Below are 16,800 nucleotides of genomic sequence, written 5' to 3'. Positions count from 1 at the left end.
TGATCAAACTCTTCAGTTTAATCTTGCTATGTAACCCTTTTAAAGAGGCTACTAAACTTGGCTCATCTAATCTGGCAAAATCGCTAAAAATTATGTTCGTAATGAATTAACTTTGAGTTTTTCTGCTGTCTTAAATGATAATTTTTATAGTTAGAATCCTATCGAAAAGATAGTCAACCAACTTTATTTTTTAGCATTCTGAATCAGCAAAAATCCACACAAGTTGTTCTTTAGTTATGCTTTTAAATAGTGCTCAATCACTGTCGTCCAGTAACTGATATATTGGGTAACTCTCTTGCTGTTTAGACTTAATCCCTTGCGGGTTAAGCTATCTAGCGAGCCGACTATCTTATCATAATGATTGGGATTGTCAAGATTTTTTATAATTTGTTTCATCAGGTTAACTGGGTTATTAATGTGTAATCTACACACTAGTTACTTCCAGCTCGTCTTGATGAGGGCGTATTATAGACGCTTTAAATTCTGTGTCAAGAGGTAATTTCTATTTAGTTTGAAGTAAATGTCTCATCACTCATTCTAAACAGCCTTCCCTTTCAACTAGGGCGCATTATACGGGGTTTTAGATAGAAAACAAGGGAAGTTTCTAGAAATCGTCTAACTTCATAAGTTCAATTGATTGAGCCTACTATTGAAAACAATCGTAGGCTCAGGTATTTTCTTATTTCCTAGAAATAAACGCTAGTCAAAAGTATAGCTTACACCAACGTTACCACCATTTTGGCTGCCGCTACCACCAAAAGCACTACTGATAGAAAACTGTCCGTCAGATGTGGTGTAACCTACACCAAAAGCATAACCTGTCTCACCCTCCCATGTACCACCGCCTAGACCAACGCTGACTTTACCTGGTACATTAGGGTAGCGTAGGGCACCGAAAGCAAGCGCGCCTGCAACTGCTGAGTGAGTCTCTCCTTCTAGATCATTTATTCTTCTATCTGTATAACCAAAGGCTTCAGCACGATTTTGGTTAAGTTGAGAGACGTTAACGGCATCATTTGGATTGATACCAGCGGCGACATTGGTAACTCGGCGCTGGCTGCTTGCATTGCCAACTGATACGGTATTGTCTGCACTGGTCTGTGACCCTGCTCCTAATGCTATAGCATTGCTATGAGTCACACTGCTATTAGCACCGATGGCCACTGCATTAGCTGCTTGGACGTTCACCGACTCACCGATAGCGACAGAGTTTGAGGCATTAGTCTCGTTTTCAAAAGTTGGTGTACTATTGGTACCAACTGTTGCCGCTGTAGCACCAACAGTTGCATTACTACCTAGTACTACAGAGTTACTGGTAGTATCACCAATGATGTTGTCGTTACCAACTGCATAATTGGCGTTACCACCGACAATATTGGGATCTCCAAATGCACCTGAACGATTACCTGAGACGATGTTGCCATTACCCACGCTAGTAGATTGATCGCCGGTCACTGTATTATTAGTGCCCATAGCGATGCTATCCTTACCTTTAGATTGAGCGTTAACCCCGATCGCTATCGCACCGTCAGCAGTAGCGCCATTACCGCTATAATTACCTGCATCTTCACTGTTACTAGAACCATTAACGCTAAAAAAACGCGCTTGGCTGTCTTCGATTTTACTTTCTAATTCAATTTTAGCTTCTTCGCTAATACCTGAATCACCTTTAGCGCCGTCGATACCATCCTGACCTTCTGGTCCTTGAGCACCATCAACACCGTCTTTACCGTTAGTGCCATCAGCACCATTTAAACCATCTGTTCCGTTTTGACCTGCTGGACCTTGTGGGCCAATTGCTCCTTGAGCACCGTCAGCCCCATTTTGACCATTAATACCGTCTACGCCATTAGTACCATCAGCACCATTAGTGCCATCAGCACCATTTAAACCATCTGTTCCATTCTGACCTGCTGGACCTTGTGGGCCAATTGCTCCTTGAGCACCGTCAGCCCCATTTTGACCATTAATACCGTCTACGCCATTAGTACCATCAACTCCATTCTGACCGTCAATACCGTTTGTTCCATTGATGCCGTCAGATCCTGCTGAACCTTGTGCACCATCTTGACCCGCTGGACCTTGTTTACCTTGCGCGCCGTCCTGACCATTAGTGCCATCAACACCATTAGTGCCATCAGCACCATTAGTGCCATCAGCACCATTTAAACCATCTGTTCCATTCTGACCTGCTTGACCTTGTGGGCCAATTGCTCCTTGAGCACCGTCAGCACCATTTTGACCATTAATTCCGTCTACGCCATTAGTACCATCAACTCCATTCTGACCGTCAATACCGTTTGTTCCATTGATGCCGTCAGATCCTGCTGGACCTTGTGCGCCAGTCTCACCTTGATCGCCTTTGTCCCCTTTAGGTCCAGGGGTTAATGCGATGTTGGTTATTTGTCCTTGCAAATCTGTCAACTTGCCATCAACTGCGGTAAATGCTGAACCGACATCACTGTAGTCAGTGTTATTGATACGATATTTGGGTGCTTGAAATACACCCATGCTGTTAAGCTGCGCACCCCCACCCAAAGCTGCTGCTACATTGCCGAAATAAGAGACACCTGTTGTTTCTAACCTTTTTAACTGAGCAATATTAACGGCATCAGTATCAGATGTCCCTGCCGCTACGCCAGTGATTTGGCGAGTTTGCCATTGGCTAGAGCTGGCATTGCTGGTATCACCAACACTAACGGCGCCAAGAGTTGATTGCCAAATAGGGCTAGTATCGCCATTAGCTGAATAACCTGCCGCGCCAGTTACGGTAGTCGTTTTACTTTTCGATCCTAAGGCAATGCTGTCACGCTTATCAGCCACTGCGTTAGTACCGAGCGCAACTGCTCGGATACCACTCGCCGTAGCACCGATGCCTAGAGCTTCGTAGTCACTCTGTGCAAACTCAAAAATTTGACCGCCAGTACCATCATCTTTAAAACGTCGACCATCATTATTAGTCTGAATGGGGGTAGTAGCCGCAGTAAAGTCCGCTTGCACAGTAGCACCTTCAACAGCAGCTACTGCAAATGTACTGCCACTACCGAGTGCAGTAGCCCCACTAGCATCGGCTCTACTATAACCACCTAATGCTGAGCTGGCATAGCCTGACGCTATATTGCTATAACCCACTGCTGAGCTATTGTTACCTGTGGCTTGGTTAAGGTAACCTGATGCTGAACTATTAAGGCCTGAGGCAAAATTGGCACGACCCATCGCTGAGCTGTCACTGCCTAAAGCTCTATTTCCAGTACCCAACGCTGAGCTATTATTAGATGAAGATTGGTTAGCAACACCTATCGCTGTGCTAGCAATACCAGAAGCTGTGTTACTACGGCCGAAAGCTGAGCTGTCTACTCCAGTTGATCTATTATTAGAGCCTACTGCTGAACTATCATTACTTGATGCAGTATTACCATACCCCACTGCTGAGCTACGTTCTCCCGAAGCAGTATTATTAGAACCTAGCGCTGAACTACGCAACTTAGAAGCTACGTTTAGACTACCGACTGCAGTACTACGCTCCTCAGCGGTTGAGTTGTCGCTACCTATTGCCAAACTACGAACTCCGGAGGCTGTATTTTCGTTACCTATTGCGGAGCTGGCTTGACCAATTGCCTTATTACTAAAACCTACAGCCGTACCAACATAGCCTTCAACCTGGTTAAGGCGACCTGCCGCCAACCCAAAACCTTCTGTTATTCTATTTTCGTTACCAAATGCTGAGCTTCTAAAACCTACGACATAATTTTCTGAACCTATAGCAGAACTAGCATTCCCTAAAGCTCTATTACCAGAACCTATCGCTGAACTATTTTCACCAGAGGCAGTATTAGTGTTGCCTACCGCTGAGCTATATAGACTTGATGCTTCATTTCTATGGCCCATTGCTGAGCTAAAAGAACCTGAAGCGGTATTGACGTAACCTATTGCTGTTGCATTAGTATTCAAAGCTCTATTTTGGAAACCTACTGCTGAGCTAGAAAAACCTGAAGCGGTATTGACGTAACCTACTGCCGTTGAATTAGTGTTCAAGGCTCTATTTTGGAAACCTACTGCTGAGCTGGATTCATTTTGCGCTAGGTTGCCAAACCCACAAGCTATAGATGTATTTTGTGGAGCGACACTTCCATTTGGTCCATTGAACTGCGTTAAGCACACATCTGCCTGAGCACTCATCGCTGTTAATCCTAACACTGAGCCAATTGCAGTGGCAATGGCATGTCGACGTAGTGATGCGCCTGTTTGGCTAGCTGGCACAGTACCAACTTTACCTGATGTGTTGCTAGACTTTCCACCCGACTTGCTGATTTCACTAACGGCGGTATAGCAACCCGTAGAACGATTAAAAACAACGCGGTAAACATGGTTTAACATGAGAGTATCCTGTATATATAAAGTCGCTATCAAAGCAACTATGTGATGACTGATAGTTGGACTATCACTGTTAGATATAGACGTTAGATTTAATGAATAGTTGAACAAGATAGCTATTTTATAGGTAGCTCAATTAGTGACATCTCCAATAGCAGGTTGAAATATTGTTGTCTTAAAACTTTTGAAAAATAAATTACCTGCTGTTTCTAGAAACGACTTTTGTACAATTAAAACATATAAAGAAACTTTTTAGTTACATACTGAAACATTACATGGAAATTGTAAAGTTATTGTTCTGAATTTGCAACTTATAAATATGTATATTACAGAATATACCACGGCTCCAAAACAAGTAATACTGGATATAATCAATAGATATTTAATCTGTATGCATACGTAAACAGCATTAATCTATTAGAGACAGGCAGTATCATTCGTTAAAGTAACGCAGTGTGAAAATTACGAAGAGAGTAATAATTTAATAGCACGCACAAAAAAACCGCTTATTGAAAATAAGCGGTTTTTTTGTGGCTATATCTTACACTTTTAACTGTTATGAGGAATCCAGCAGAATGTTTCAGTCATATTAACGCCAAGCCTTGGCTTTCAACGTCGTGACTATGCCTGATAAAGCATAAATAATACCGATCGCTAAAATACCAACAGGGATATCATAAAGCACAATACTCATGACTAGTACCCCAATGATAAGAACCACAAAAGGTACTTTCTTTTTGTCAAATTCCTTAAAGCTGTAGTATTTAACATTACTGACCATCAGTAAACCGCAAATAACGACCCAAGCCGCGAACAAGAACATTACAAGTGTATCGTACTGTCCTATCCACTGATTATGGTCTATTGCTACCATAACAGCTGAGGTGACCAATATAGCCGCAAGTGGACTTGCTAAACCAACAAAGTATTTTTTGTCGACAGTACCAACCTGCACATTAAACCGTGCCAAGCGGAAAGCACCACAAGCCGTGAATACAAAGGCACAACCAAGACCAATACGACCCAAGGGCTGTAGCGCAAAACTATAAATCAAGATGGCAGGTGCAACGCCAAACGCTAGCATATCGGCTAAAGAATCATACTGCTCCCCAAACGGGCTTTGGGCATTGAGCATGCGTGCGACGCGACCATCAGCCCCGTCGAGAATTGCGGATAAAAAAATGGCTAAAGAGGCTTTGTAGAACTCACCTTGCGTACTCGCCAAAATCGAGTAAAAGCCTGACAATAGTGACAAAGTAGTGATCAAATTGGGTGCTAAATACACACCGCGACTGACCACACGTTTCCCTTCAGCAACTTCTGCCTCAATCACCTCAAAGGTCAAGCCATCGTAGCTGTCATTATCCGCTAAGCGGATATTAAACTCATGCTCATCAACAAAAGGTGGCTGGGTGGCTGCATTATCTTGCAGCAAACCATCGCTTAGAGGCGCATTGTTTGGTTGGCCGGTAGGTGGTTGCACGTTTGTCATCTTGATATCCTTATTGGCCGACATTGCTATTCATTGACCCCGTTGTTTACTAACACCCTTATTTACTGGCGCTATTATTCGCCGACGAGCCAGCGCACATTGGTCGCACTATCAGGCGTTAAATCTGGGGCATTGGCAACTTTTAGTACTGGCTGCAAGAAACGTAGAATTTCACGCGCATGGTTATCGAACTGCCATGGCGGATTGATAATCAGCATTCCTGTGCCGTTAAGACCCACGGCGATATCGTTCGGATAAATATTTAGCTCACAAACCAACTGACGTCTCATTTCAGTACGTTTTAGCTTTTTATAGAACAGCTCTACCGCTTCAATGTTTTTGATCGGGAACCATAATGCATATGTGCCTTGTGGCCACTTATTATAAGAGTGCACCAATAGGTCGATCAGGCGAGTAAAGTCTTTGTGTTCTTGCTCGTAAGGAGGGTCCAAAAATATGAGACCACGACGTTCTTGTGGTGGAATAACGGCACGAATACCTTCAAACGCATCACGATGATGAATGCCGATTGGCAATTTATGTAGCTGATAGTTAAGCGCGTCGTACTCACTGGCTTTGGCTTCAAACGCTTCACCGCGCACGCCTGCATCTGGATTTTTTTCGATATGATGCGCAATCCACCAAGGCGAACCAGGATAGACTTTTTTGTCATAAGTGAAACGGGCTTGCTTGATACCTTCTATATAGTCTTTGACAGCAGGCGGTGCTTTTTCGACATCGGCCTTTACTAAAGATTGGATACCACCTTTAGCTTCTCCTGTCTTGCGCGCCTCTTCACTGGCAAGTGAATACAATCCACGACCGCCATAAGCATCAAGCACATAAAAAGGTTTGTTTTTTTGCCCCAGCTGGTTGAGTAATTGTACCAATAAAATGTGTTTGACCACATCAGCAAAGTTACCAGCGTGGTAGGCGTGTTTATAGTTCATAAGTTCAAAAGTTTAAATAAGAAAAATTGCATCTATGGTAGCATAGGCAGAGTAAAAGATAACGATGGTTTTGGTAAAAAGGCATCGATTGGCTGTGTATTGTCAGCTAATTGAGTGTTTATTGATAACGGCGAGACGAAATGACGAAGATTACTAGCAATCTTGAGGTGACACAATTGGTTGTCGATCAGCCAATCGGTCAGGATAATCCGCCCATGCTGTTTGTCCCAAGTGAAGACTATAGCCATGAGCCGCCAACTCAACACGTCCTGCAAACATCTGACTTTGACGTTGATTGGGAAAACAAACTAACAGATACGAAGTTTGATAAGTTTGTAGAGGATGGCTGGCTAATCATTGATGATGTCTTTGACAGTACTGCATTATTGGCGCTACAAGCGGAAAGTGGTTTTATTGACTATCGTGATGCAGAGTTGACTGCTGGCATTCGCCTCAGTGATATCCGTGGTGATAAAATCCGCTGGATCACGGAAAATTTCTTTGCTGGTTATTATTATTTGCAAAGTATCAATACACTTGCCGCTTTGTTCAATCGCAGTTTGTTTGCTGGTATTCGTCATAGTGAAGCGCATTATGCTTGCTATCCAGTTGGTTTTGGCTATCAATGGCACAGTGACAATCCGGCTGGTCGTGACGAACGTGTTATCTCGGCAGTGTTTTATCTCAATGATGAATGGGCATCAACTGACGGCGGCGCACTAGAAATCGTCGATACACATGGCATTCATCATAATGTCATGCCTGTCGCCAACAGATTGATCATATTTGCCAGCGATCTACAGCATCAAGTACAAATCGCTCATCGCCAACGCTACTCTATCGCGACTTGGTTAAGGCGCGATGATGCTATAGTCTTGGTTGCGCCACTATGAGCGTAAATTTAATACTAGCTATTATTTGAAATAAGCCTTGTTAATTAAGGATAATGACAATGCATAGGACTTTGTTTAGAAACTTTCTCTTAATTATTATATTTCCTCTGATTGTGAGCTGTGAGACGCTTAATCATCAAGCTCCTACTCAACAACACAATGAGTTCTTTTTTACCTATTATTTGCCGAAGTCCACTCCTGAAAGACCTATAATAATTAATCCGACCGCTATTACTACTGAATTCAAATATGAGGATGGATGTCTACTTGCATTTGATGGAAGTAAATGGATGACACCTGTATTTCCCGAAGGACATGCAACTTTTGATAGTCATAATAAGACTTTAAAACTACTAGGAACAAGTTATAAAATGGGTGATGTCATTTCTGCGGGTGGCTATGTGAGTGCTTACAACAGTGACAAAGTTAAAAATTATAGTAATACGCTAGCCGAAAAGTGTATTACAGAGTATCTAGCAATATATTACGGCGATTATGAGAAAATTTACTTGGATAAAAATTAAAGTTATTTTGAGCATCAGAATTGATAAACATCAGCATTAGATAAATCTTATAAAAATAAGCCAGATTTTATCACAAGAAATATTAAATCAACTTATCTAGGAATGTCATGAGTTCAGAAAATAATAGTAAAACCCATCAGCAAGAAACTCTAGATTTAAGTATTGCGTTATTGGAACGCCCTTCCGTCACCCCAGATGATGATGGCTGCCAAGATATGCTGTCAGCACGGTTAGAACAGGCAGGCTTTGACTGCGAGTTTATGTATTTTGGCGATAGAGATAAAACAGGTGAACACGCTGAAGTCAAAAACTTATGGGCGCGCCGTGGCACAGCCGATCCAGTTATTTGTTTTGCTGGGCATACGGATGTCGTACCAACAGGCGATGAAAACAATTGGACTTATCCACCATTTACGCCAACTATCGCTGATGGTTATCTATGGGCTCGCGGTGCTGCTGACATGAAAACAGGGATTGCCGCCTTTACTGTCGCAGCCGAGCGTTTCGTTGCTAATCATCCTAAGCATAACGGCTCTATTGCTTTCTTAATCACCTCAGATGAAGAAGGCCCGTCAATCAATGGCACCGTCAAAGTCATTGAAACCTTAGAAGCACGTCAAGAAAAAATCACCTATTGCTTGGTTGGCGAGCCATCAAGCACTGATACGTTGGGTGATATTATCAAAAACGGTCGTCGTGGCTCATTGGGTGCGGTGCTAACTGTCACTGGTAAACAGGGTCATGTCGCTTATCCGCATCTCGCGTCCAATCCCATCCATGCCGCTATGTCAGCATTAGCAGAACTGACAAACGCCACTTGGGATAACGGCAATGACTACTTCCCTGCGACGTCTCTACAAATTTCTAATATAAATAGTGGCACGGGTGCAACCAATGTCATTCCTGAAACGCTTGATGCCGTGTTTAATTTCCGTTTTTCAACGGAAACGACTGAAGATGAATTGAGAGAAAAAACTCACGCCATCTTTGATAAGTACTTTAAAGATAGCAAAGCCAGTTATGATATTCATTGGAAGTTATCTGGTCAGCCATTTTTGACCCCAGAAGGTAAGCTAGTGTCTGCTTGCCAGCGTGCGATTAAAGCAGTGACCGATGTTGATACTACGTTATCTACGTCTGGTGGCACATCAGATGGACGCTTCATTGCGCCAACGGGTGCACAAGTGGTTGAGCTTGGGGTACGTAATGCGACGATTCATCAAGTTGATGAAAAAGTCGAAGTTGATGATTTAGGAAAGCTTGCGCAGATTTATGAGGGGATTTTAGAAAATTTGTTATTAGGTGAGTAGGCAATTTTTTGAAAAATGCTGTTTGTTTTATAGATAGCATTTTTCAATTCATTTTTTCAATGAATAATTTAAAAATACTGTTATGCATGTAAAATTGAAGCAGATCTAAAACTCCCACTCCTCAACTTTGTTCCAATAATATACCTCCACTAAGTGTTGATAAAATCGCCATACAGCTTTCTTTACATTCTGAATATCTTTTTCAACTTTCGTTGGTGTATAAGTAACATCCGTTTCAGCACGGTGAATTATAGAGTGTCTTAATTCAATTATTCTTTTGAATAAAAGCCAAAAATCTTCTTTTTTCCTACCATCAGGTTTCTTAAAAACACCATGTAAATCTATATTTCTATCAAGCTTCTTGAAAGCTTGATGAATTTTATCCATCTCTTGGAAGTTCATCCATTTAGCTACGGCTTCTGGGACAGTCAAAAACTCCTGCTCAATTAAGACTAGCTCAGCACCTTGAACCCTTGCATCATGAATTATCTTTTCTTTATTTTCTGAATATTTCAAAAGTGCTATGTAAGTTGATCTAAAAAAATCTTCAAAAATAGATAGTATATATGGGACTAATATATTTGTAGCTAATAACTTAGGATTTAGGTCATCAAGCATCTCAATATTCTTTATTGGACGTACATTGTTATTTTTCAGATCTGAAAAATCAATAAAACTATAGGCTCGTTTAATATTATGGACAAAGCGACCGTAAGCTTGATGTACTCCCGCTTCTGCCTCCTGTCGAATAATGCCTTCAAACTTAAAGTATCTATTTCTTCCAAGGTCACTTATAAAATAGCCACCAAAACGCTTTCTAAGTTCTTTGATAGTGTAATTATGAAAATCACTATCGAATTTGCTCCGCCATACTGATGTTCGTGACCAAAATAAAAGTTCTCCAGTCTGTTCGTCAGTGTAAAGTTCTGAATAAACGCCTTCAACGTATTTATAGTCTTTGCTATCAAAAAAGAAATATGGTGTGCCCAATACTCCACTCAAAAAACCCTTTTTACCCTTCTCATAACCTAGTAGAAATAGAAACTCTTGAACCTCTTTTGATTTTGTTTTTAGAGGAAAATGATTCGTACAGTCATAGCCCATCTTCTACCCTTATTCAAACTATCTATAATTTTATTAGAAGTTCTATCACTAAAAATTCAGTATGAATTCTCAAATACATATACAGCTATACTTACTTATCAAGTACGACAATAATAAAATCAAGCTATTGAGAATCCTTACTGTCTAGAATATAAGCAACCTTATTCAATACCGATATAAAGATCTACTTGCCCAAACTCTAGATTACCACCGATATACTGCTCAAAATCGACCTGATACGTTCTAGTATGCTCACAGCTTGGATCGTTAAAGTAAGTCCAAGCATTCTCCCAAGCGTTCATCACTGTATTAGGCATTCGACCTTGTTCAGAGAATACCAAGTATTTCCCTGCAGGAATGCTGACCGTTACTAGATTACCAGCGCTTTGCTGCTCTTGCTCGCTGTCTACCTTCCAACTTGCCACGACATCAAAAGCGCCTACTAAATCATCGCTCTCATAGTTATGAAAAACACCATAAATGTCTTCACCTTCAGGAAGCTGCTTCACGTGATTTTGGTAGAATTTTTGCCATAAACGACCCAATTTAGCAGTGTCATGGCTGATTTCAGCGTTATTAGTGGTACGAGCACTGATGCCTTTGCAAACTATCGCTTCGGATAGTTCTTTAATTTGTGAAGTCATGATAGCGCCTGTCCTGTATATTTAGTCGATTTTTTATTTGAAATAGTACGTAGATTATAGTTAGTTGCTTATAGTTAGTAGCAAAGTTACTCTAATCCGCTTCATCAATCCAGTTCATTTGAATGGCTTCTAAGATGCCTTCATTTGATTTTTGTGGATCATCATCAAAGCCTTCAAGCTCAGTTACCCAGCGATGCAAGTCAGTAAAACGTATGTACTGTGGATCGGTCTCTGGGAATTTTTCATAAAGCTCGATAGCGATATCCAAGCTGTCTGTCCATTTTAGTTTTTGTGGAATCATAATGGTACCTTCTTTTTTAATTTTAGAAAAAATGTTATCGCTTTAATAGCCCCCATCCTACCAAAATTCGTCTTATGATTATAGGCAAGTTCGTTAAGCTGTCTCTATTGCGTCAGCTGGCTCAGCAGATTTGGTAGACTTGACTGCTACTTGGTGTTCATTCCACGTGGTAATCGTATCCGTAATCTGCTCGCCTGTCATATCCAATACCTTTGGTGTGCGCATACCGTTATCGTCTGTAAAAACAAACTTAGTCATGCCGACGCCCATTAGCTGGTTTTTTACAAAGAAGCGATGCTCAAAATATACATATTTGTGATCCCATCCTGCGACTGCACTACTGAGCGTCATTTTGTCCAAAAACTTAATTTGCTTAAGATAAATCATCTCTTGCATGGCGATGACCCAGTTTAGGGGCTTAATGCCTTTTTGGTGACAGTGCTTCATTACCCATCGCGTAATGTTTAGCTCAATAAAAGATAGGTAACGGTAGTTAGGTAGATGGTCGCGAAAACCCATATCATGTGGCAATATTCGATAATGGCGAACCGTCGGTGCAGCCAATGTCTCTATACTGAGCGTCTCACTCACTGATTGCTGCTTAAGTTGTTGTTTTAGCAAACTAACCATAATAAAAAAACGTATCAACATATTCATAAATAACCTTCTTAACTCTTATTTTGTATAAACTTATTTGATGTAAACAATGATTGAATATAAGCGAGGCGTACCTTAACGCAAAAAAAGCCACCTCAGTGACTTTTTTATTTAAAAGCTTATATTTAGAAGTAAATATTAACCGCTTACTCTAAAGATTAATGAGCGCCATTGATACTACGTACCATCTCTTCTACCATCTTTTTCGCATCGCCAAAAATCATCATGGTTTTATCCATGTAGAACAAGCTATTATCAAGTCCTGCATAACCCGTGCTCATCGAACGCTTGATAACCATAACTGTTTGCGCTTTGCTGACTTCTAAGATTGGCATACCAAAGATTGGTGAAGTCGGATCATCTTTTGCAGATGGGTTTACCACATCGTTGGCACCGATCACCAAGACCACATCCGTACTAGCGAAGTCTGAGTTAATCTCATCCATCTCAAGAATGTCATCGTAAGGCACATCCGCTTCAGCCAATAGGACGTTCATGTGTCCAGGCATACGACCAGCAACTGGATGAATGGCAAAACGAACGTTAACGCCTTCTTCTTTTAACAGCTCATACAGCTCTTTTACTGCATTCTGCGCGCGGCCCTGTGCCATACCATAACCCGGTACGATCACAACGTTGCTGGCGTTGGCCATCAAGAAACCAGCATCTTCTGCTGAACCAGCCTTGTAGTTTTTTGGCGCGCCATCGTCTCCGCCTGCTGCCACAGCTGACGTGCCCATACCACCGAACAATACGTTGAGTAATGAGCGGTTCATGGCTTTACACATGATATAAGACAAAATCGCGCCTGATGAACCAACCAGCGAACCTGCGATAATGAGCATTGAGTTGCCGAGGGTAAAACCAATACCCGCTGCTGCCCAACCTGAGAATGAGTTCAATAGTGATACAACCACTGGCATATCGCCGCCACCGATTGGTGCAATCCACATCCAACCGAAGATAACAGCAATCACTGCCATTGCATAAAAGGCAGGTAATGAATCAGTGACGAAATACATGCCGCCAAACCCGATCATCGCAATGAACAGTAGCGCTTGGACAGGTTTGACCCATCCTCCGACCAATGTTTTGGCCCAGCTTTTCGCCGCCAATTTACCGAAAGCAAATACTGACGCTGAGAAAGTAATCGCACCGATAAAGCAACCGATGAACAATTCGACACGAGCAACCGCGCCATGCTGCTGCTCAGTATGCAATACGGTTGCCAAGGCAATCGCAACTGCTGCCAAACCAACGAAAGAATGCATCAAGGCAACGGTTTCTGGCATTTGGGTCATCGCGACCGTTTTTGCCTTCCACATACCGACGACCGCACCCAATACCATGGCACCAATAATCAACCAAAGAACGGGGCCTTCTGCTAAGAAGAATGTGGTCACAACAGCAATCGCCATCGCTGCCATACCAAAGCGGTTGCCGCGGATAGCCGTTTTTGGACTAGATAAACCACGTAGGGTTAAAACGAAAAGAATAGCGCCGACTAGGTAAAACCAATCTGCATTTGCCGCAATCATTGTTGAAAAATCATTCATGCGTTGCCTCCATTTTCAGTCATCCCAGTTTCAAGAGCGGGTGCTTTTTTCACTTTGGGTTTAAACATCGCAAGCATACGCTCAGTCACGGCAAAACCACCAAAGATGTTGACACTGGCTAGAAATACCGCAAAGGCACCCAGCAAGCTGGTTGGTGTAAATATAGAGCCATCAATCGTGACGGTCTGTAGCATCGCACCAACGATGACAATACTTGATAATGCGTTGGTGACGGCCATCAATGGTGTGTGTAGTGCAGGCGTAACGCCCCAAACCACGTAGTATCCGACAAAAATAGCGAGCACAAATACAGTGAAAATCGCTACAAATGGTGTACTACTCATGGCGGCACCGGCTGGCGCGGCAGCTAAAATAGTGGCAATCATCTTATCCTCCTAAAAATTTATTCGTTACTGGCAAATGTATGGTGACAACGTTAGTAGTAACAATGTTGTGATGACAGGCTGTAAAAACTTAGCCAGTCAAACTAGCGTTTGGCCAGTCGTACCTGACTGTCATGTGTCACCGCCAGTGCGCCCTGAATCTCGTCTTCCATGTCTAAGTTAAGTGCCAAGTTAGCTGATGCGTCACTTGCTGAAGCGTCATCGCCAGCAGGCGCAATTAAGGTTGTGATAAAGTTAACAAGGTTATTGGCATACAAATCTGAAGACTGCGCTGCGAGCATCGATGGAATATTGGCAGCACCAACGATACGCACGCCATTATCCGTAGTGATGGTTTCGTTAGGCACACTGCCTTCTACATTGCCGCCCGTTCCAGCAGCCATATCGATCAGCACTGAGCCTGCCTTCATCTTGGCAAGGGTTGCTCCATGTACCAAGCGCGGAGCATTACGACCAGGAATCTGCGCCGTCGTAATCACGATATCGGCATTGCTTAACGCTTTGTCTACCACAGCGGCTTGGTCTTTGATATATTGCTCTGATGGTGTCCACGCATAGCCGCCTGTCGCTTTGGCTTTTTGCGCTTCTTCTTCACTCATCGGTACATCAAGCCATTTACCGCCTAGGGATTCAACTTGCTCTTTTGCTGCAGGACGTAGATCACTGGCTTCTACCACTGCGCCCAAACGCTTTGCCGTCGCAATGGCTTGCAAACCTGCAACCCCAACTCCTAAGATGACCACTTTGGCAGGCTTAACTGTACCCGCTGAGGTCATGAACATTGGAAAAGGACGCGAGTATTCATTGGCTGCCAGCAATACTGCTTTATAACCAGCAAGGTTAGCTTGTGATGACAAGACATCCATATTCTGTGCGCGTGACAATGTGCGCGGCAATAACTCCATCGCAAAAGCAGTAGCGCCTTTGGCAGCATAAGCATCTAGCTGTGTATTACGATACGGATCGAGCATACCAACGACGATTTGACCCGTGGTCAAATGTTCTATAGCCGCAGCAGGTAAGTCATTGACCGTAGTAATAATTCGAGACTGTGTAATGACCTCGGCGCTACTACTGGCAATCTCGGCACCGGCAGTTTGATACATCTCATCAGCATAATACGCTGCTTGACCTGCACCTGACTGTATGACGACTTCAAACCCAAGCTTACGCAATTTTTTGACTGCGTCTGGGGTTATCGCTACGCGACTTTCGCTCGCGATATCTGCACTGATTACACCGATTTTCATACCGTCTCCTTACTTACGTCTTAATGACTACTTTTAATACCCTCAACGCACATTGAAAAAGCACAGGGGACAAAAAAACCTTATGTCATGGTTTATGCAACTTTATGACTAAAGATTATCAATTTAATAAATGATAGCTGGTTTACCATCATGCCTTTTTATTATAGAGATATCATCGGCTAACTTTCATTGACTAATGATGACCCACAAGTAAAATAAAAAGTTAGGTATTTACACCATCTACATAACTTTTATTGTTATATTAAAAAATTTTATTTTTCAACTAACGTGTCAGCCCTTATGGTACATAGGCTAAGAGAACCAGTAACGACCTGTGACATAATTATAAACTACCAGTATACTGGTATATAAATACAAAACCACGACGAGTAAGTCAAGTTAAACCTGTGTATATCGTATAATGAGAAAGGTTGACACCTCAACAGGTCGGTCATTGATTCACTATAATAAGGAATAACGATGTATTTTGTACTCTCCCCTGCCAAATCTTTAAATGAAAAAGATACTATGCCAGTCAATTTAGGCAACTACTATAGTCAGCCTGAGCTGATTGAGCACTCACAGGCACTGATGAAAATACTGAAGTCAAAAGAGCCGATTGATTTGCAAGAGCTGATGAGCATCTCTGATGATTTGGCACAGCTGAATGCACAGCGTAATCAAGACTGGTCTTGGAGTGCTAATACTCACTTTACGGATAGTAATGCTAAACCTGCAGGTTATTTGTTTGATGGAGATGTTTATACGGGTCTTGATATGTATCACATGGATAAAGACACCGTCATTTACGTCAATGAACATCTGGGTATTTTGTCGGGTCTTTATGGCGTACTGAAACCATTGGATTTGATTCAGCCTTATCGCTTAGAGATGGGCACCAAGCTGAAAAATGAGCGCGGTGATAACCTCTATGAGTTTTGGGGCGAAGACGTGACTGACACTATCAACACACGTATGGCCGATAGCGATGACAAAGTATTGATTAACCTAGCCTCTAATGAGTACTTTAAGTCTGTGAAGAAAAAGGCGTTAAATGCTGAAATTATCACGCCGCGATTTGAAGATGAAAAGAATGGCCAATATAAAGTCATTAGTTTCTATGCCAAAAAAGCGCGCGGACTAATGGTGAAATATGCGGCAGATAATAAGCTGACCAATGCTGAACAGCTAAAGCAATTTGATTTGGCTGGATACTACTATTGTGAAGGTGCATCTGATGATAAGACGTGGACGTTTAGACGGGATGAGGCGAATCAGTAGCAGTAATACCTTCAATCAACCTCTGCCTGTGATTAATCTCTAATTGTAAGACCCTAATAA

At 42.3% G+C, this 16,800-nt stretch carries 14 protein-coding genes; 4 read left to right on the top strand and 10 right to left on the bottom strand.

Going from position 1 to position 16,800, the window contains the following annotated elements; genetic code table 11:
• Nucleotides 1-699: 699 nt before the first annotated feature.
• The 3 genes from RH96_RS14475 to RH96_RS02350 form a co-directional block, all read right to left on the bottom strand.
• Entirely contained in the window at nucleotides 700-4,377 is a 3,678-nt protein-coding gene (locus RH96_RS14475; RefSeq protein WP_010196886.1) for an ESPR-type extended signal peptide-containing protein, read from the bottom strand.
• A 586-nt stretch (nucleotides 4,378-4,963) separates the two neighbouring features.
• Nucleotides 4,964-5,866 carry a CDP-diacylglycerol--serine O-phosphatidyltransferase gene (gene pssA / locus RH96_RS02355; RefSeq protein ID WP_010196883.1) on the bottom strand — a complete coding sequence of 301 codons (903 nt, stop codon included), beginning with the start codon at nucleotides 5,864-5,866 and terminating at the stop codon, nucleotides 4,964-4,966.
• A 74-nt stretch (nucleotides 5,867-5,940) separates the two neighbouring features.
• On the bottom strand, nucleotides 5,941-6,816 hold the full coding sequence (locus RH96_RS02350) for a 23S rRNA (adenine(2030)-N(6))-methyltransferase RlmJ (RefSeq protein ID WP_010196880.1): 876 nt from the start codon (nucleotides 6,814-6,816) through the stop codon (nucleotides 5,941-5,943).
• Between the two features lie 140 nt (nucleotides 6,817-6,956).
• Here RH96_RS02350 and RH96_RS02345 point away from each other — a divergent pair, with 140 nt between their 5' ends.
• The 3 genes from RH96_RS02345 (at nucleotide 6,957) to dapE (ending at nucleotide 9,543) form a co-directional block, all read left to right on the top strand.
• Complete coding sequence (locus RH96_RS02345; protein WP_010196878.1) at nucleotides 6,957-7,709, top strand: 2OG-Fe(II) oxygenase; 753 nt, start codon at nucleotides 6,957-6,959, stop codon at nucleotides 7,707-7,709.
• 59 nt (nucleotides 7,710-7,768) lie between these two features.
• Complete coding sequence (locus tag RH96_RS02340) at nucleotides 7,769-8,233, top strand: hypothetical protein (RefSeq protein ID WP_010196876.1); 465 nt, start codon at nucleotides 7,769-7,771, stop codon at nucleotides 8,231-8,233.
• A 107-nt stretch (nucleotides 8,234-8,340) separates the two neighbouring features.
• A complete protein-coding gene (gene dapE / locus RH96_RS02335; protein ID WP_010196874.1) occupies nucleotides 8,341-9,543 on the top strand; it encodes a succinyl-diaminopimelate desuccinylase in 1,203 nt (400 codons plus the stop codon).
• Nucleotides 9,544-9,648: 105 nt separating this feature from the next.
• Here dapE and RH96_RS02330 read toward each other — a convergent pair whose 3' ends face one another.
• From RH96_RS02330 to RH96_RS02300, 7 genes are all read right to left on the bottom strand, one after another.
• A complete protein-coding gene (locus RH96_RS02330) occupies nucleotides 9,649-10,647 on the bottom strand; it encodes a hypothetical protein (protein ID WP_010196871.1) in 999 nt (332 codons plus the stop codon).
• 161 nt (nucleotides 10,648-10,808) lie between these two features.
• On the bottom strand, nucleotides 10,809-11,291 hold the full coding sequence (locus tag RH96_RS02325; RefSeq protein ID WP_010196868.1) for a GyrI-like domain-containing protein: 483 nt from the start codon (nucleotides 11,289-11,291) through the stop codon (nucleotides 10,809-10,811).
• A 91-nt stretch (nucleotides 11,292-11,382) separates the two neighbouring features.
• A complete protein-coding gene (gene iscX, locus RH96_RS02320; RefSeq protein WP_010196865.1) occupies nucleotides 11,383-11,592 on the bottom strand; it encodes a Fe-S cluster assembly protein IscX in 210 nt (69 codons plus the stop codon).
• Nucleotides 11,593-11,685: 93 nt separating this feature from the next.
• Nucleotides 11,686-12,249 (bottom strand): acyl-CoA thioesterase, encoded by a 564-nt coding sequence (locus tag RH96_RS02315; protein ID WP_010196861.1) that lies wholly within the window; start codon nucleotides 12,247-12,249, stop codon nucleotides 11,686-11,688.
• A gap of 158 nt (nucleotides 12,250-12,407) precedes the next feature.
• Entirely contained in the window at nucleotides 12,408-13,805 is a 1,398-nt protein-coding gene (locus RH96_RS02310; protein WP_010196858.1) for an NAD(P)(+) transhydrogenase (Re/Si-specific) subunit beta, read from the bottom strand.
• The gene (locus RH96_RS02305; RefSeq protein ID WP_202801446.1) at nucleotides 13,802-14,149 is read right to left on the bottom strand and encodes a proton-translocating transhydrogenase family protein; all 348 of its coding nucleotides are present in this window, start codon (nucleotides 14,147-14,149) and stop codon (nucleotides 13,802-13,804) included. Before RH96_RS02305 ends, RH96_RS02310 begins: the two co-directional genes overlap by 4 nt.
• Nucleotides 14,150-14,292: 143 nt before the next feature.
• Nucleotides 14,293-15,459, bottom strand: a complete 1,167-nt coding sequence (locus RH96_RS02300; protein WP_010196851.1) for an NAD(P) transhydrogenase subunit alpha — start codon at nucleotides 15,457-15,459, stop codon at nucleotides 14,293-14,295.
• Between the two features lie 480 nt (nucleotides 15,460-15,939).
• On the opposite strand from RH96_RS02300, the gene yaaA reads away from it, so the two are divergent.
• The gene (gene yaaA, locus RH96_RS02295; RefSeq protein WP_010196849.1) at nucleotides 15,940-16,740 is read left to right on the top strand and encodes a peroxide stress protein YaaA; all 801 of its coding nucleotides are present in this window, start codon (nucleotides 15,940-15,942) and stop codon (nucleotides 16,738-16,740) included.
• Nucleotides 16,741-16,800: the final 60 nt, after the last annotated feature.

The organism is Psychrobacter sp. PAMC 21119 (genome assembly GCF_000247495.1).
GTDB classification, from domain to species: Bacteria; Pseudomonadota; Gammaproteobacteria; order Pseudomonadales; family Moraxellaceae; genus Psychrobacter; species Psychrobacter glaciei.
Note: the sequence above shows the minus strand (reverse complement) of the source record. Positions and strands in the feature narration are given on the sequence as shown.

What these genes read in the sequence shown, in the direction of transcription:
- RH96_RS14475 (WP_010196886.1), bottom strand. Translation starts at nt 4,377, where the DNA reads ATGTTAAACCATGTTTACCGCGTTGTTTTTAATCGTTCTACGGGTTGC.
- iscX (WP_010196865.1), bottom strand. Translation starts at nt 11,592, where the DNA reads ATGATTCCACAAAAACTAAAATGGACAGACAGCTTGGATATCGCTATC.
- RH96_RS02310 (WP_010196858.1), bottom strand. Translation starts at nt 13,805, where the DNA reads ATGAATGATTTTTCAACAATGATTGCGGCAAATGCAGATTGGTTTTAC.
- RH96_RS02330 (WP_010196871.1), bottom strand. Translation starts at nt 10,647, where the DNA reads ATGGGCTATGACTGTACGAATCATTTTCCTCTAAAAACAAAATCAAAA.
- RH96_RS02305 (WP_202801446.1), bottom strand. Translation starts at nt 14,149, where the DNA reads ATGAGTAGTACACCATTTGTAGCGATTTTCACTGTATTTGTGCTCGCT.
- RH96_RS02315 (WP_010196861.1), bottom strand. Translation starts at nt 12,249, where the DNA reads ATGAATATGTTGATACGTTTTTTTATTATGGTTAGTTTGCTAAAACAA.
- yaaA (WP_010196849.1), top strand. Translation starts at nt 15,940, where the DNA reads ATGTATTTTGTACTCTCCCCTGCCAAATCTTTAAATGAAAAAGATACT.
- dapE (WP_010196874.1), top strand. Translation starts at nt 8,341, where the DNA reads ATGAGTTCAGAAAATAATAGTAAAACCCATCAGCAAGAAACTCTAGAT.
- RH96_RS02300 (WP_010196851.1), bottom strand. Translation starts at nt 15,459, where the DNA reads ATGAAAATCGGTGTAATCAGTGCAGATATCGCGAGCGAAAGTCGCGTA.
- RH96_RS02340 (WP_010196876.1), top strand. Translation starts at nt 7,769, where the DNA reads ATGCATAGGACTTTGTTTAGAAACTTTCTCTTAATTATTATATTTCCT.
- RH96_RS02325 (WP_010196868.1), bottom strand. Translation starts at nt 11,291, where the DNA reads ATGACTTCACAAATTAAAGAACTATCCGAAGCGATAGTTTGCAAAGGC.
- RH96_RS02345 (WP_010196878.1), top strand. Translation starts at nt 6,957, where the DNA reads ATGACGAAGATTACTAGCAATCTTGAGGTGACACAATTGGTTGTCGAT.
- pssA (WP_010196883.1), bottom strand. Translation starts at nt 5,866, where the DNA reads ATGACAAACGTGCAACCACCTACCGGCCAACCAAACAATGCGCCTCTA.
- RH96_RS02350 (WP_010196880.1), bottom strand. Translation starts at nt 6,816, where the DNA reads ATGAACTATAAACACGCCTACCACGCTGGTAACTTTGCTGATGTGGTC.